Origin of the sequence: Pseudarthrobacter cellobiosi, from assembly GCF_023913815.1 — a bacterium.
GTDB classification, from domain to species: Bacteria; Actinomycetota; Actinomycetes; order Actinomycetales; family Micrococcaceae; genus Arthrobacter; species Arthrobacter cellobiosi.
Genome location: NZ_JAMXBK010000024.1, coordinates 237,418 through 251,746, shown reverse-complemented (window position 1 = coordinate 251,746; position 14,329 = coordinate 237,418). Strand labels below are relative to the sequence as shown.

At 66.1% G+C, this 14,329-nt stretch carries 10 protein-coding genes; 9 read left to right on the top strand and 1 reads right to left on the bottom strand.

From position 1 onward, the window contains the following. Positions 1 to 39 precede the first annotated feature (39 nt). From groES to NG701_RS11545, 6 genes are all read left to right on the top strand, one after another. Positions 40 to 336 (top strand): co-chaperone GroES, encoded by a 297-nt coding sequence (gene groES / locus NG701_RS11570; protein ID WP_018773735.1) that lies wholly within the window; start codon positions 40 to 42, stop codon positions 334 to 336. A gap of 77 nt (positions 337 to 413) precedes the next feature. Then, a complete protein-coding gene (gene groL, locus NG701_RS11565) occupies positions 414 to 2,024 on the top strand; it encodes a chaperonin GroEL (RefSeq protein ID WP_252567546.1) in 1,611 nt (536 codons plus the stop codon). Positions 2,025 to 2,372: 348 nt separating this feature from the next. Continuing rightward, on the top strand, positions 2,373 to 3,896 hold the full coding sequence (locus NG701_RS11560) for an ATP-dependent DNA ligase (RefSeq protein ID WP_252567543.1): 1,524 nt from the start codon (positions 2,373 to 2,375) through the stop codon (positions 3,894 to 3,896). A gap of 192 nt (positions 3,897 to 4,088) precedes the next feature. Further along, positions 4,089 to 5,741, top strand: a complete 1,653-nt coding sequence (locus NG701_RS11555) for a response regulator transcription factor (RefSeq protein ID WP_252567541.1) — start codon at positions 4,089 to 4,091, stop codon at positions 5,739 to 5,741. 111 nt (positions 5,742 to 5,852) lie between these two features. Further along, on the top strand, positions 5,853 to 6,191 hold the full coding sequence (locus NG701_RS11550; protein WP_252567540.1) for a hypothetical protein: 339 nt from the start codon (positions 5,853 to 5,855) through the stop codon (positions 6,189 to 6,191). Then, a complete protein-coding gene (locus NG701_RS11545; protein ID WP_252567538.1) occupies positions 6,188 to 7,294 on the top strand; it encodes a flavin-containing monooxygenase in 1,107 nt (368 codons plus the stop codon). Before NG701_RS11550 ends, NG701_RS11545 begins: the two co-directional genes overlap by 4 nt. Here the strand turns inward: NG701_RS11545 and NG701_RS11540 are convergent. Further along, the gene (locus NG701_RS11540; protein ID WP_252567536.1) at positions 7,263 to 8,231 is read right to left on the bottom strand and encodes a DUF389 domain-containing protein; all 969 of its coding nucleotides are present in this window, start codon (positions 8,229 to 8,231) and stop codon (positions 7,263 to 7,265) included. The genes NG701_RS11545 and NG701_RS11540 overlap by 32 nt on opposite strands. Positions 8,232 to 8,408: 177 nt before the next feature. Between NG701_RS11540 and NG701_RS11535 the strand changes: the two genes are divergently transcribed. The 3 genes from NG701_RS11535 (at position 8,409) to NG701_RS11525 (ending at position 14,308) form a co-directional block, all read left to right on the top strand. Then, complete coding sequence (locus NG701_RS11535) at positions 8,409 to 10,451, top strand: acyltransferase family protein (protein WP_252567669.1); 2,043 nt, start codon at positions 8,409 to 8,411, stop codon at positions 10,449 to 10,451. Between the two features lie 288 nt (positions 10,452 to 10,739). Continuing rightward, positions 10,740 to 12,251, top strand: coding sequence for an IMP dehydrogenase (gene guaB, locus NG701_RS11530; protein WP_252567534.1), 1,512 nt, complete (start codon positions 10,740 to 10,742; stop codon positions 12,249 to 12,251). Positions 12,252 to 12,448: 197 nt separating this feature from the next. Further along, positions 12,449 to 14,308: an ABC transporter ATP-binding protein gene (locus NG701_RS11525; protein ID WP_252567532.1), complete on the top strand. Its 1,860-nt coding sequence runs from the start codon at positions 12,449 to 12,451 to the stop codon at positions 14,306 to 14,308. The last annotated feature ends 21 nt before the right edge of the window (positions 14,309 to 14,329 follow it).

The following is a 14,329-nucleotide window of genomic DNA, read 5'->3' as shown; positions in this document are numbered from 1 at the left end:
ACTGTCCATGAATTTGCTGACGTAGAAGGAGAGGTCCGAGTGTCGGTCTCTATTAAGCCTCTTGAGGATCGTATTGTTGTCCGCCCGCTCGAAGCCGAGCAGACCACGGCTTCCGGCCTGGTTATCCCGGACTCCGCGCAGGAGAAGCCGCAGGAAGGCGAAGTTGTTGCAGTAGGCCCCGGCCGCTTTGACGACAACGGCAACCGCGTTCCGATCGACGTAGCCGTTGGCGACGTTGTTATCTACTCCAAGTACGGTGGAACCGAAGTCAAGACCGGTGGCACCGAGTACCTCGTGCTGTCCGCCCGCGACGTTCTGGCGATCGTCGTAAAGTAACTCTTTGGATCCCCGTACTGCTGTTCCGTCCCTGACTGAACAACAGTGCGGGGTTCTGTCTTTGAAAGGACAAAACCATGGCAAAGCAGCTTGCGTTTAACGACGCTGCACGCCGGTCGCTTGAAGCCGGCATCGATAAGCTCGCCAACACTGTCAAGGTGACGCTCGGCCCCCGCGGCCGCAACGTCGTACTCGACAAAAAGTGGGGGGCACCCACCATCACCAACGACGGCGTCACCATCGCCCGCGAAATTGAGCTTGATGACCCCTACGAGAACCTTGGCGCGCAGCTGGCCAAGGAAGTAGCCACCAAGACCAACGACGTTGCCGGCGACGGCACCACCACGGCCACCGTGCTCGCCCAGGCCCTGGTCAAGGAAGGCCTGCGCAACGTTGCGGCTGGCGCCGCTCCGGGCCAGATCAAGCGCGGCATCGAGGTTTCCGTAGAAGCCATTGCAGCCCGCCTGCTCGAGAACGCACGCCCGGTTGAAGGCACCCAGGTTGCCAGCGTGGCAGCAATCTCGGCCCAGAGCGACGAAATCGGCGAGCTCCTCGCCGAGGCATTCGGCAAGGTCGGCAAGGATGGTGTGATCACCATCGAGGAGTCCTCCACCACGCAGACCGAGCTGGTCCTCACCGAAGGCATGCAGTTCGACAAGGGCTACCTGTCCCCGTACTTCGTGACCGACTCCGAACGCCAGGAAGCCGTCCTCGAAGACGCCCTTATCCTGATCAACCAGGGCAAGATCTCCTCCGTGCAGGACTTCCTGCCGCTGCTGGAGAAGGCGCTGCAGAGCTCCAAGCCGCTCTTCATCATTGCCGAAGACGTTGAGGGCGAGGCCCTATCCACGCTGATTGTCAACCGCATCCGCGGCACCCTGAACGTTGTTGCCGTGAAGGCTCCGGGCTTCGGCGACCGCCGCAAGGCCATGCTGCAGGACATTGCCACCCTCACCGGTGCGCAGGTCGTCTCCGCGGAACTGGGCCTCAGCCTGGATTCGGTTGGCCTTGAGGTGCTGGGTACCGCCCGGCGCATCACGGTCACCAAGGACAACACCACCATCGTTGACGGCGCCGGTTCCGCAGAAGACGTCGCAGCCCGGGTTTCCCAGCTGCGCGCCGAGCTGACCCGCACCGACTCCGACTGGGACCGCGAAAAGCTCCAGGAGCGCCTGGCCAAGCTGGCCGGCGGCATCGGTGTCATCAAGGTCGGCGCAGCCACCGAGGTTGAGCTGAAGGAAAAGAAGCACCGCATCGAAGATGCAGTGTCCTCCACCCGCGCCGCCCTCGAAGAAGGCATCGTGGCCGGTGGCGGTTCCGCACTGATCCACGCACTGAAGGCCCTCGACGAGGACCCTGCAGTCAAGGCCCTCGAAGGCGACGCCGCCGCTGCTGTGGGCATCGTCCGCCGCGCGCTGGTTCAGCCGCTTCGCTGGATCGCCCAGAACGCCGGTTTCGACGGCTACGTTGTCACCGCCAAGGTTGCCGAGCTCGAAACCAACAACGGCTTCAACGCCAAGTCGGGCGAGTACGAGGACCTGATCGCCGCCGGTGTCATCGACCCGGTCAAGGTCACCCGCGCAGCCCTGCGCAACGCGGCTTCCATCGCTGCGCTGGTTCTCACCACCGAGACCCTCGTAGTGGAGAAGCCCGTAAACGACGACGAGCACGCAGGCCACAGCCACTAGTCCCCACCGTCTCCCTCACCTCGCTTCGTCCCCATCGGCTCCCAAACCTCGCTTCGCTCGATTTGGGTCCCTCGCCGATGTGGGCCCACGGTCAGGGAACCGGCGTGGGCCCAGCACGGTCTCCACACAAAGAACCGGTCCAGCCTCCGCTGGGCCGGTTTTTTGTGCCACAAATCCTGCGGCCGGCTTTTCCGCCCTACGCGCCCGGCACGTCCTGCGGGAGGGTGATTGGATAGAGCCAGAGATGGAGGCTGTCGATCACGTCTGCCGCGAGTAGTGAACGGTTGAGCGTGCGGCCGACAGCGTTGCGGCACTGTACAGCGTCGGCGGGAATGGCAGACTGGTGCCATGCTGCTCGACGAGCTCGTGAAAACCACGGATGCCGTCGCGTCGACCCGCTCCCGGCTCGCGAAGGTCGACGCACTGGCCGACCTGCTGTTCCGGCTCGAGCCCGTGGACATCGCGACGGCGGTCGGCTTGCTCATCGCCAAGCCGCGACAGGGCCGCGTAGGGATCGGCTGGCGCGGCATGACAGCGGCCATGGGGGAGCCGGCTGCCGAGCCGAGTCTGACTGTGGCCGACCTCGACGCTGCGCTGGATCGGCTGCTCGTCACCGCAGGCGCTGGATCGGCCGCGGAGCGCGCCGCGATCCTCCGGTTGCTCACGGCGGCAGCCACCGAGCGCGAGCAGGCCTTCATCGCCGGCGTGTTGCTGGGTGAATTGCGTACCGGTGCGCTTGAGGGGGTGTTGACGGATGCCGTTGCCCGCGCCGCCGATCGGCCCGTCGACGCCGTACGCCGCGCGGCGATGCTTTCCGGCGATCTCGGCGAGACCGCCCTGCTGGCGATCACGGGAACGGCGGCCGAGCTTGACGCTGTCGGCCTCGTCGTCGGCCGTCCCGTGCAGCCGATGCTGGCCGCGACCGCGGCCAGTGCCAGCGCGGCGCTGGAGGTGACGGGGGAAGCATCCGTGGAATACAAGCTCGACGGGGCGCGCATCCAGGTGCATCGCGTCGGCGACGAAGTTCGCATCTACACACGCACCCTGGCCGAGGTGACCCACCGGCTGCCTGAGGTGGTGGAGGTGGTGCGCGGACTGCCAGTGCGTGATGTGATCCTCGACGGCGAGACCCTCGCCCTCGACGAGGACGGCGGCCCGCGACCGTTCCAGGAGACCATGGCACGGTTCGGGGCGGATGCGGCGCGTGCCACGGTGCTGCATCCGTGGTTCTTCGACGTGCTGCACATCGACGGGCGCGACCTGCTCGACGAGCCGCTGGCGGCGCGCCTCGGCGTGCTCGAGCGCATCGCCCCCAAGCACCGGATCCCGGGGGAGGTCACGGCGGATGCGGCCGTTGCTGAGAGAGTGTCGCGCGATGCGCTCGCCGCGGGCCATGAGGGCGTGGTTGTGAAAGCGGTCGGATCGGCCTACGCGGCCGGCCGGCGTGGTTCCAACTGGATCAAGGTGAAGCCGGTGCTCACCTACGACCTGGTGGTGCTTGCCTGCGAGTGGGGGTCAGGACGGCGAACCGGGCTGCTGTCGAACCTGCACCTCGGAGCCCTCGACCCGACCGGCGAGTTCGGCGAACCCGGCGGCTACGTGATGGTGGGCAAGACATTCAAGGGCCTCACCGACGCCCTGCTGCGCTGGCAGACCGAGAGGTTCCAAGAGCTTGAGGTGCGGCGCACGGCGGGCACCGTCTGGGTCGAGCCCGTTACCGTGGTCGAGATCGCGATCGACGGCGTGCAGCGTTCCTCGCGCTATCCGGGCGGAATCGCGCTGCGGTTCGCACGTGTCAAGCGCTACCGCGACGACAAGACGGCGGCGGAGGCCGACACTATTCAGACGCTGCGCGCACTGCTGCGTTCGTAGCCGTATGAAGGGGAATCCTTCGGGCCAGCCGCACTCGACGCGCCGGAGATGACACCAGGATCAGGGCCACGAGGCATCTGCGGCCCGCTTGTGCCGGATCTCCAGCGGGCGTACCGTGGCGCTTAACCGCCGTCACGCCCAGCGTGCGGCGGGCCAGACCGGCTGGGTGGGCGGTATCCGAAAGGAGGCCAGATGTCAGCTGAGACGGGCCTTGACCAGGGCAGGTCAGCGTTCCGCGAGAACCGCTGGACCGATGCCTTCGAGAACTTCCGCGACGCCGACCAGCGCGGCGGACTGCCGGCCCCGGACCTTGAACGGCTCGCAACCGCGGAGATCCTGACCGGCAAGATGACCACAGGCCTGGAGACCCTCACCCGGGCCCATGAGGAATACCTGGTTGTGGGCGACGTCGTTGGTGCCGCCCGGTGTGCCGGTTGGATGGGGATGCAGCTGATGTTCCTGGATGAGCCGGCTCGGGCCGGGGGGTGGTTTGCCCGCGGCCAGCGGCTCGTGGATGAATTGGCCGAGCCGGACGCTGTGCAGGGCCTCTTGCTCGTTCCGATGGGCCTCGGCAAGCTCTATGGCGGTGATCCGGCGGGCGCACTGCAGGTTTTCTCCCAGGTTGCGGACTTCGGCCAGCGGTTCCAGGACAAAGACCTGTCCGCGCTGGGCCTCCTCGGTACAGGCCAGGCGACTCTCATGCTTGGGCAGGCCGGCAAGGGCCTCAGGATGTTCGACGAGGTCATGGTGGCCGTTACGGCAGGTGAACTCTCCCCGATCCCGTCAGGAATTATCTACTGCGCTGTCATTGGCAACTGCCACCTGGCCTTCGACCTGGAGAGGGCTCTGGAATGGACGGCTGCCCTGGACCGCTGGTGCAGTGCACGCCCTGACATGGTGACGTTCAGCGGTCAGTGCCAGTCACACCGGGCCGAACTCTTCATGCTCCACGGGGCCTGGGCCGAGGCGCTGATGGCGGCTGCGGCTGCCCAGGGACTTTCCGTAAAGGGTGATCCCCAGGCGCTTTACGGAGGCTACTACCAGCAGGGAGAAGTGGAACGGCTGAGTGGAAAACTGGACGACGCCGAAGCTTCCTACCGGCAGGCTGCCCGGAGCGGCTACGAGCCGCAGCCTGGCCTTGCGCTCCTCTTATTGGCGCGCGGAGACGCGCAGCAGGCGCAGTTGATGGTCCGCAGGGCGGCCGGCACGGCAGACGCCGCTACCCGCCGGAACATGTTGCCGGCACTGGTGGAGATCGAGCTGGCCGCCTCCGACCTGGAAGCCGCGCGGCGAGGTGTTCAGGAGCTGGAAACCCTGGCCCGTGAATGCCCTATGCCCATGGTCCGGGCCGTTGCCGGCCAGGCGGACGGCGCGGTCCGACTGGCCGGCGGCGACCCCTCCGCTGCCCTGAAACAGCTCCGGGAGGCGTGGAGGCTGTGGCAGGAGCTTGGTGTTCCGTACGAAGCGGCGCGCTGCCAGGCGCTGGCCGGCAGTGCCTGCCGCGCACTTGGCGATGAGGCCTCGGCGCTGATGTACCTGGAGGCGGCCCACGCTGCACTCCTGGACCTGGGCGCGGCGCCCGCGGCAACCTGGGCGGCGGCGCTGCTGCACGAAGGCATGTTGGACAGCGGACCCACGCCGGACACAGCGGGCCTCCTCACGCGCCGCGAGCTTGAAATCCTCCAGTTGGTGGCAACCGGAAAAGGCAACCGGGCCATTGCCGCCGAACTGTACTTGAGCGAAAAGACCGTAGCCCGGCATGTCAGCAACATCTTCCTAAAACTGGGCCTGTCTTCACGGGCAGCCGCCACTAGCTACGCCTACGAACACGGACTCGCAGGCTGACGGCCCACATAGGACCGCTCTGGCCTACATAGAAATACCCAGCTGCGCCGTGACTGAAGTTGCATGATTTGGCCGACGCGGACACCAGGGGCGCGGCCATAGCCTCAAAGCATGAACCTTCCAGTCCTTGCCGGCACACTTTCGACGGTGCTGTTCGCCGCCGGAATGCTGCCGATGCTGGTCAAGGCAGTCCGGACGAAGAACCTGGCGTCCTACAGCCTCGGGAACCTGTTGCTGACCAATATTGCCAACGCAGTCCACTCCGTCTACGTCTTCAACCTCCCCGCCGGACCCATCTGGGCCCTGCACCTGGCCTATCTCCTGGCATCCGCGCTGATGCTGGCATGGTGGCTCCGGTACCGGGAAGGCGGACAGGGCCAGCCGGACAGCCAGCCCACGGAAGGTTCAGCCATCACCATCCCCATGGAAAACAAAGGAGAGCAGCCATGAATAACAACGGCGTGACCGGCACACTGGACACCCTGATCATCGGTGGCGGGCAAGCAGGCCTTGCCCTGGGCCACTACCTGAAAGAGCAAAACCGGACGTTCCTGATCCTGGACGCGAATCCAAGACTCGGTGACGCCTGGCGCCAGCGGTGGGATTCGCTACGGGTCTTTACGCCGGCAAAGTACGACGGACTCCCCGGCATTCCGTTCCCCGCTGACCCGCTGTCCTTCCCCACTAAGGACGACGTGGCTGGATACCTTGAGGGCTACGCCGCACGATTCGACCTGCCCGTCCTCAACGGGGCACGGATCGAACACCTGTGGCGGGAGGATGGCCGCTTCATCGCAGCATCCAACGGCCGGCGCTGGGAGGCGCACAACGTGGTGGTGGCCACCGGCTGCAGCCAAGCGCCCAAGGTACCGGGTTTCGCTGCGGAACTGGAGCCCGCCGTCGTCCAGTTGCATTCCAGTGAGTACCGCAACCTGGAGCAACTGCAGGAGGGCCCGGTCCTGGTTGTGGGACTGGGGAACTCCGGAGCAGAGATCGGCCTGGAAGTGTCCCGCAGCCATCCCACTGTCCTTGCCGGCAAGCCCGGCGGTGAAATTCCCGTGAAGCATGGCCGGACGGCGGCCCGTTACTTCCTGCCGGTGGTGCGGTTCGTCGGGCTCCACGTCCTCACCCTCAACAACCCGATCGGCCGCAAAGCGGCACCGTCCTTCAAAGCACACGCGGCGCCCCTGATCAGGACGAAGTCCAAGGACCTGGCCGCCGCAGGCGTCCGGCTCGTGCCGCGGATTGCCGGGGTGGAGAACGGGCTGCCGGTCCTCGCGGACGGGACCCGGCTGGAAGTTTCAAACGTGATCTGGTGCACCGGGTTCCGGGATGACTTCGGCTGGATGGATCCGGTAATGCTCGACGGCGGCGCGCTGCCCAGGCAGCGGCGCGGCGTGGCACTGGATACCCCTGGACTGTTCTTCCTGGGCCAGGAATTCATGTACGCGGCTGCGTCGGCAACCCTTCCGGGTGCCAGCCGTGACGCCCGGTACCTGGCCGGCAGGATCCCGGTTCCAGTCACCCGCGAGTCCGCGTCAGCTGCCACCTGAGGCGCCGGGCGGCGGCTTCGGGCAAGCGCCGGGAAACCAACCGGTAGAAGACCAGCACCAGAACTGCCGCCGCCACGATGCCCATCAGGTTGAGCGCCAGCTGCAGGGCCGATCCCGTTGCCTTCTCAAACTCGCCGAGCACGAGCGCCACGGCCACAAACCCGGCAGCAGGAACTGTGGTCACGGAGATGAAGACACCGATGAGTGCCGCCGACCGCCGGCTGATGACGGACAGCATGCCCGCCGTGCCGGCCAGCACGGCCACGATCAAGGAATAGGGTCCCGGGTGGTAGATGAACTCCACCGCAGACCCTGTGTCCAGGGTGTTGTCCGCGAAGAGGCCCAGTGCCGCGGAGACCCACGTGGTCAAGGCCGCCAGCAGCATGGCCAGCGGGAATCCCACACCAAGCGCCAGGGCAGCACGCCGCCCGAGTGCCCACTGGCGCCGGGCCAAGGCCACTGCCAGCGCTGCCAGGGGGCCGAACTCCGGCCCCACGGCCATCGCCCCCACGATGGCAATGGTGGAATTCGTCACGATGCCGATGGCGGCGAGCTGCGTGGCCAGTATCAGGAAGGCAAGGTAGCTCCACGTGAGCCGGGAGTCCTCGCCCGTCTGACGGGTGACCTCGTCCCAGATCAAGGCGTCTGCGCCGTCTCCGGGGGCAGACGCCTCCGCTTTGTCCGCGCGCCGGGACAGGACGAGTTCCGGCATGGAGATGGCAATGGATCCCACCTCCTGCGCCTTCAGGACGTGGAGTTTCTCAAGCAGTTCCTCCACCGCTTCCCTGGCAACCTGGACGTCGATGACGTCGCCCGGCGGCGACACGGATGCTCCCGGAAAGAGCGCTACCTCGGCGGTTCCCGTGTGCTCCTTGCAAGCGTCCAGCGTCACTGCCGACAGTTCACTGGGCACACAGATCCGCAGCTGGACAATCACGTGGTCTCCCTTCGCTGGCCTGTGGCCAGCATAGTTTGTGGCACGCTCCGACGGGGCTCGAAGGTGGCCGCTGATTGGCCATCGGCCGTGCGGCTCCGTAGGCTCGATGCTTTGCTTACCCGCTTGGAGAGGTCCTCTGTGTCCAGTGCACCAGCCGAGGCTGCTCCGCGCACTGCGCTGGACGCAAAGACCGGCGAGCGGAAGCCTGCCCGGAAACCGACCTTCCGTCCCGAAGTCCAAGGCCTACGCGCGCTCGCCGTCCTGATGGTGGTGACCTACCATGTGTGGCTTGGCCGGGTGTCGGGCGGGGTGGATATCTTCCTCCTGATCTCGGCCTTCCTGCTGACGCTGTCCTTCGTCCGGAAGGTGGAGGCCGGCGCGTCCCTCAATCTCCTCCGGCACTGGCTGCACCTCTTCAAGCGGCTGCTGCCGGCCGCCGTCGTGGTGATCCTCGGGGTCCTGGCAGGCACGTGGTTGGTCCTCCCGCAAGGCCGCTGGCCCGTCATCCTGGACCAGGCCTGGGCGGCGCTGCTGTACCGGCAGAACTGGCTGCTGGCGGACACCGCCGTGGACTACTACGCCCAGGACCACGCCGCGGCGAGCCCCCTGCAGCACTTCTGGTCATTGTCCATCCAAGGACAGGTCTTTATCCTGTGGCCTCTCGTCTTCGCCGCTTCCGCTGTTGTGTGGCGGCTCCTCCGGCACCGGTTCAACGCCAGCTACCGGGCCGTGGTGGCAGTCGCGTTCGCCGGCATCCTGGTTGCCTCGCTCGCGTTTTCGATTGACCAGACGGCCACCAATCAGTCGTACGCCTACTTCGACACCCGGACGCGGCTCTGGGAATTCGCGCTGGGCTCACTGCTGGCACTTGGCCTGCCGCACCTGAAGCCCGGGAAGTACCTGCGTGTGGTGCTCGGCTGGGCCGGCCTGGCGGCCATGGTCTCCTGTGGTCTGCTGCTGACCGTGGACAGGGCGTTCCCCGGATTCGTGGCACTGTGGCCCACGCTGGCTGCCGCGGCGATCATTGTGGCCGGGCAGAGCGGGAGCCGGTTTGGTGTGGACCGCCTCCTGAGCTGGAAGCCGCTGGTTTCCCTGGGGGACAACTCCTACGCCCTCTATTTGTGGCACTGGCCCGTCCTGGTGCTTGCGCTGGCCGCTACCGGCGTTGAGGCACCCAACCTCATCCAGGGCGCCGCGATCATCGCCGCCTCGGTGGTCCTGGCCGTCCTCACTACCCGCTTTGTGGAAAAACCCCTGCGGGAATGGCGCTGGCCGCAGGTGCGCACCTGGCGCACCGCCGTCGTCGTGGTTGCCTGCTGCGCCCTGCTGGCCGGACCCGTGGCGGTTTTGCAGACGAGCCTCACCGCGGAGGAAGCTGCCACCGCCGCCCAGCCCCGCGAGCTGACGCCGGGAGCCGCCCTGCTGACCCCGGGTAACGTCGGAGCACCGGCACCGCAGGGCAGGATCATTCCTGGTCCCACCGCCCTGGACAACGACTGGGCCGGAATCCACCAGGCCTGTACGGGAGCGAATGCCACCGAGGACCCTGTCCTTGAAGGTTGTCGGCAGGCCCTCCCCGGAGGCGAACCCACCAAACGGATCGTTGTGCTGGGCGATTCCCATGCCCAGCAGTATCTGGCCGCCTTGGCACCCATCGCGGAAGCCCGCGGCTGGGAGCTGGTCACCCTGCTGATGCCGGCCTGCCGGTTCGGGGCCGAATCCGAGACCCGGAACGCCGAGTGCAACGCCTACAACCGGGCCAGCGCAGCGTACGTGCTGGAACACCGGCCGGATGCCGTCTTCACCGTAGCCACCCTGACCCATGAGGAAGCCCCGTTCGAGACCGAGGTGCCGGCGTACCTCGAAGGCATCCAGCCCATCGCGGATGCCGGCATCGAGATCGTCGGCATCCGGGACAACCCACGTTTCACCATCAACATGCCCGAGTGCGTCCAGCGCCACAGTGCGGACGCCCCGGCGTGCAACCCGCCGCTGAACGAATCCCTGGTGGAGCCGTCACCGTTGGAGAGCTACCGCGGGAAGGTGGAGGGGCTGCACCTGATGGACCTGAGCGACTTCATCTGCGCCGGCGGTATCTGCCCGGCCGTGGTGGGCAACGTTTACGTGTACAAGGACGACAACCACCTCAGCCGGACCTACGTGGAAAGCATGATTCCCATGTTTGAGGAGCGGATGCTGGCGGTGACGGGCTGGAACTGACTCCTCGGCAGTAGGGCCCACGCCCGCAGGGTTCCCTGGCTGTGGAGCCGGTGCGGACTTGCGAGGTCAGGGATCGGGTGGGCATCCGTGCCGTTGCTCACAATGGACTCCCGGAATAGGGGGATCCGCGTCGAGGTTCTAATATTTACTCAAAGCTTTCTGCGCGGTGACCGCGCATGAGGCACCCGCATGTACTAAGGCCCTGCACGGACCAGTCCCGTAATGACGGGCTGGTCATTAGCTGCAACCCCTACCCGTGAACCCATAACCAAGGTAAGAGGCGCACTCATGACCCAGCCCGAGCACAATCCTTTCGGCTTCATCGGCCTGACCTACGACGACGTCCTGCTCCTTCCGGGCCACACGGACGTTATCCCGTCCGAGGCTGACACGTCTTCGCGGATTTCCAAGCGGATCACCGTTCACACGCCGCTGCTGTCCGCCGCCATGGACACGGTCACCGAATCCCGGATGGCGATTGCCATGGCACGCCAGGGCGGCCTGGGCGTCATCCACCGCAACCTGTCCATCCAGGACCAGGCCGACCAGGTGGACCGCGTAAAGCGCAGCGAGTCCGGGATGATCACCAACCCGCTGACCATTGGCCCTGAGGCAACGCTGGCGGAACTGGACGAGATCTGCTCGCAGTACCGGGTCTCCGGCCTCCCCGTTGTGGACGAGGGCATGCGGCTCCTCGGTATTGTCACCAACCGCGACACCCGCTTTGTGCCCGAAGCCGACTTCCCGCTGCGGCTGGTCAGCGACGTGATGACCAAGATGCCGCTGATCACCGGGCATGTTGGCATCAGCCGTGAGGAAGCCTCCCACAAGCTGGCCACAAACAAGATCGAAAAGCTTCCGCTCGTTGACGAGCAGGGCCGGCTCAAGGGCCTCATCACCACCAAGGACTTCACCAAGGCCGAGCAGTACCCGCTGGCCACCAAGGACGATGAGGGCCGGCTCCGCGTCGGTGCCGCCATCGGCTTCTTCGGTGACGGCTGGGAACGCGCCATGGCACTGGTCGACGCCGGCGTTGACGCACTGTTCGTTGACACGGCCAACGGCCATTCCCAGGGCGTGCTGGACATGATCCGCCGCCTGAAGTCCGATCCCGTAGCAGCGCACGTGGACATCATCGGCGGCCAGGCTGCCACCCGCGAAGGCGCCCAGGCACTGATCGACGCCGGCGCCGACGGCATCAAGGTGGGCGTGGGCCCCGGCTCCATCTGCACCACCCGCGTGGTGGCCGGCGTGGGTGTCCCGCAGATCACCGCCATTTACGAGTCCGCCAAGGCAGCCATCCCGGCCGGCGTACCGTTGATCGCCGACGGCGGCCTGCAGTACTCGGGCGACATCGGCAAGGCGCTGGTTGCCGGCGCCGACACCGTGATGCTGGGTTCCCTCCTCGCAGGTTGCGATGAGTCCCCGGGCGAGCTGATCTTCGTGAACGGCAAGCAGTTCAAGAGCTACCGCGGCATGGGCTCGCTGGGCGCCATGCAGTCCCGCGGCAAGAACACGTCCTACTCCAAGGACCGCTACTTCCAGGCAGACGTCTCCGGCGACGACAAGCTCATCCCCGAGGGCATCGAAGGCCGCGTCGCCTACCGCGGTCCGCTCGCCTCAGTGGCTTACCAACTGGTCGGCGGCCTCCGCCAGACCATGTTCTACACCGGCGCCCCCGCCATCCCGGAGCTCAAGGCCCGCGGCAAGTTCGTCCGCATCACGCCGGCCGGCCTCAAGGAATCGCACCCGCACGACATCCAGATGACCGTGGAGGCCCCGAACTACGGTTCGCGCTAATCCCCACCGGCACCCTCGCCTCGCAAGTCCGCAGCGGCTCCCTGCCCTCGCAAGCTCGGGCTGGGGCCCTCGCCGCAGCGGCTCCACGGCCAGGGAACCCTGCCGGCGTGGGCCCACCCGGCGCCTCCCTGACCTTGCTTCGCTGCGGCCAGGGAACCCGGGCGCCGTGGGCCCACCGGTGGAACTAGGCTGAATCCATGTCCCAACCACGCCATCCCGCCGAACTGAACCCAAAAAAGGACCCTCAGCGGCGGTTGGCACTGAGGCCCTACGCCCGGGCCGTGGCGCAGGTGCTGCGGGTCAGCTTCCGGGCCTCGCCCGCCGCCGTCGTTATGAAAGTAGTCGGTTCGCTCATTTCGGCGACGCTGCCTTTGGTGACCACGTACTTCGCAGCGCTGACCACCACTGCGCTGGCGGCTGCCTACGCCGGAGATTCCGCAGCAGGCCAACAGGCCATTGTGTACGTCATCATCACGGCTGCCCTTGGGCTATTCTGGGGCGGCTTCAGCAGCGTGGACCGCTACATCCAGCAGCTCATGAGCTTCAAGGTGGGCGCAATCGTGGGCGACCAGATGTACGAGCGCTTCCTGGCGCTGGAGTTCTGGCGCTACGACGATAAGCAAACCGTGGACCTCTACGACCGGGCCAAACGGTTTTCTGATTCCTATGCCCGTGTGCTGGACCGGATCGCGGCCATCTTCACCCAGTTGGTCTCCGTGATCCTGGCCGTGGGAGCCCTGCTTCTGGTCAGCTGGTGGATCGCCTTGATTGTCCTAGTGGCGATCGTGCCCAGCGTCTACCTGCAGTTCAAACTCTCGCGCGAACAGATCTCCCACTGGAACACCCAGGTGGACTCCCGCCGGCAACGGCGGATGATCGAAACCAACCTGCTCCGCCCTCAGCACATCGCCGAAATGCGGCTCTATGGGATCGTGGGCTACCTGATGGACCTCCGTTCCCGGCTGCGCGATGCTGATGAGCGGCGCCGCCTGGACTTCCAGAAGCGCTACATCCCCAAGCAGCTCGCCGCCGACGCCCTGCAGTATGGCGCCGAGGTGATCTCCCTGATCTGGGTGGTGGGCCAGATCATCGCCCGTGCCCAGCCCGTTGGCCAGTTCCTCTATGTCCAGCAGATCGTCAGCCGTGCACTTTCCACAGCCAACAGCCTGGTGTCCTCCCTCAGCTCGATCGACGAGGATCTCGCCAACCTCAAGGACTACGAGCTGTTCATGGCAATGCCGGTGCATTCGGAGCATTCGCCGCCGCTGCTCCAGGCACCCAAAACCGTGGAGCTGCGGGACATCCGCTTCACCTACACGGGCAGCGACACCGAGGTGATCCGCGGCATCAGTATTACCATCCGCGAAGGCCAGCACATCGCCGTCGTAGGTGAGAACGGGGCGGGGAAGTCCACGCTGATCCGGATCCTCGCCGGCCTCTACCGCCCGGATTCCGGGCAGGTAATGCTGGACGGCGTCGACCTCGCCGCCGTCGACGTTAAGTCCTGGCACCGCCACCTGGCCGTCCTGAGCCAGGAATTCCTCAAGTACGAATTCGCCACGGCTGCCGACAACATCCGCTTTGGCGACGTGGACCCGCCCCGTGACGACGAACGGATCCGCCAGGCAGCCAGCGACGCCGAAGCGTTGGAGTTCATCAACAAGCTGCCCAACGGCCTGGACAACTACGTCAGCAACTGGATGGAGGATCCGCGCGGCCGGAAGGGGAGCGGGCTCTCCGGCGGCCAGTGGCAGCGGCTCGCGATGGCCCGGAATTTCTACCGCAACGCCACCTTCATGGTCATGGACGAGCCGACGTCCGCTATCGACGCACTGGCCGAGCACCGGATCTTCACCCGGCTTTTCGCGGACCGCAGCAGCACCATCATTGCCATCAGCCACCGGCTTGCCACCATTGAGAAGGCCGACATTGTCTACATGCTCGAGGACGGGCGGATTGTGGAACAGGGCACCCACAAGGAACTGGTGGCGCTGCGGGGCCGCTACTTCAGGATGTTCGAATCCCAGCTGACGGTGGAGGAGGCCGAGGGCGTCTGACGACGGCAGGGCCTAGGGTCA

Excerpts from the sequence above, each read along its gene's own strand:
- groL (WP_252567546.1), top strand. The coding sequence starts at position 414 with ATGGCAAAGCAGCTTGCGTTTAACGACGCTGCACGCCGGTCGCTTGAA.
- NG701_RS11525 (WP_252567532.1), top strand. The coding sequence starts at position 12,449 with ATGTCCCAACCACGCCATCCCGCCGAACTGAACCCAAAAAAGGACCCT.
- NG701_RS11545 (WP_252567538.1), top strand. The coding sequence starts at position 6,188 with ATGAATAACAACGGCGTGACCGGCACACTGGACACCCTGATCATCGGT.
- NG701_RS11560 (WP_252567543.1), top strand. The coding sequence starts at position 2,373 with ATGCTGCTCGACGAGCTCGTGAAAACCACGGATGCCGTCGCGTCGACC.
- NG701_RS11550 (WP_252567540.1), top strand. The coding sequence starts at position 5,853 with ATGAACCTTCCAGTCCTTGCCGGCACACTTTCGACGGTGCTGTTCGCC.
- guaB (WP_252567534.1), top strand. The coding sequence starts at position 10,740 with ATGACCCAGCCCGAGCACAATCCTTTCGGCTTCATCGGCCTGACCTAC.
- NG701_RS11555 (WP_252567541.1), top strand. The coding sequence starts at position 4,089 with ATGTCAGCTGAGACGGGCCTTGACCAGGGCAGGTCAGCGTTCCGCGAG.